This window comes from Bradyrhizobium sp., from assembly GCF_016462955.1.
Lineage (GTDB): Bacteria > Pseudomonadota > Alphaproteobacteria > Rhizobiales > Xanthobacteraceae > Bradyrhizobium.
In genome coordinates, this window is the sequence record NZ_JAEMSD010000070.1 from 1,101 (window position 1) to 2,540 (window position 1,440).

Below are 1,440 nucleotides of genomic sequence, written 5' to 3' on the forward strand. Positions count from 1 at the left end.
GCCCCGGCCACTCCGGAAGCGTGACAGATACTTACACGCACAATCCCAACATTTCAAACAAAATCGCGAAGATCATTGGAAATATTTTCGGAGTTGATGGGTTAAAATCATGCCTCCGCCGCCCAGAGCGCGAATCTTTGTTGCGCAAACCAGATTCCCCTGGACTCTTTATTTCGTGTAATTTAGAGGAAATTACATCGGCTCCCTGAAGTCGTAATTTATATGCCAGAAGAAAGAGTGCAAATGCTCGAAAAGACCGAAAAGAAAGCCGCTGCAGCGAAGGAAGAGAAGCGCCAAAAGTTCGTCGAGCTGGCCGAAAGCCGGACCGTAAATGCTATCAAAGCTATCAGGATTATTGGCAAACTGGGCAATAAAAACGCCTACCAGTTCGATGATTCAGACGTCCAAAAGATCGTCAGGGCGCTGAATAAAGAGGTCGACGCGCTCAAGGCGCGCATGTCCTCGTCGGGCGGCAAAGAGTCAGTCGAGTTCAAGTTGGATTGATATTTCAACAACTTGGGGAGGGGCTACACGTGCAGGATAAGCAGCTTTTGGATCAGCTTCTGGCGGCCGAGACTGAGGAGGCCGCGCTGGAAATCCTGACCAAAAAGGGTTTGTTGGAGGACGAGAAGCGCTGGCGCTATCTGGGCGACATGCCGAACAACCAGTCGGTGGTGCATGCCCAGCAGAGCACCGCCGCTGCGGCTCTGGTCGAGAAGATCACCAACGCGATCGACGCCATCTTGATGCGTAAGGTTCGCGCGGCAGGCATTAACCCCCGCACCCCGCAGGCGCCGGAGAACATGCCGGCGGCCGTGAAGAAGTTCTTCGGGGACCTGACCGACGACAAGGTGGACATCCGCAAGCTCGCTGAAGAGTCGATGGTTCTCTACGCCACCGGCACGAAGAGCCTCCCGTCAATCTCGCTCTACGACGCGGGCGAGGGCCAGTTGGCCGAGGACTTCCCCAAGACGTTCTGCTCCTTGATCTTCGGCAGCGCCGAGGGCGCCTACAAAGGCGCGGTGGAGTTCACGCAGGGCCGCTTCAATATGGGAGGCACCGGCGTGCTCCCTTTTTGCGGCGACAATCGCAAGATGCAGCTTATCGTCTCCCGCGTGCCGGACGACATGAACCCGAAGCCGCATGAGTGGGCTTTTACGATCTTCTGTTTCTTCCCCCACAAGTCCAAGCCGTCGTGGAAGTATCTGGTCGGTACGGACAACAACGTCATGACGGCGGGAACCGAGCCTCTGGCGTTGGTCCCGAAGACAGCCGCCAAGTCTGGCGAGCTGTGCGCCCCGCGTGAGCGCAAGGTCTCCGGCGGCACGCTCATCAAGATGTACAACTTCAAAGCCCCGCGCTCGAACATCTGCGGCGAGTTGTTCCGCAAGCTCGAAGACTACCTGCTGAAGCCGGTACTGCCGCTGCGCATCATCGAGT

Annotated in this window: 3 protein-coding genes; all 3 read left to right on the forward strand. The window is 56.7% G+C overall.

Annotated features, from left to right (window positions below; genetic code table 11):
• The coding region (locus JHD07_RS10390; protein WP_291621648.1) for a hypothetical protein at positions 1–209 on the forward strand (209 nt) is incomplete at its 5' end.
• Between the two features lie 34 nt (positions 210–243).
• On the forward strand, positions 244–504 hold the full coding sequence (locus JHD07_RS10395; protein WP_291621650.1) for a hypothetical protein: 261 nt from the start codon (positions 244–246) through the stop codon (positions 502–504).
• 29 nt (positions 505–533) lie between these two features.
• On the forward strand, positions 534–1,440 hold a 907-nt coding region (locus JHD07_RS10400), incomplete at its 3' end, for a hypothetical protein (RefSeq protein WP_291621652.1).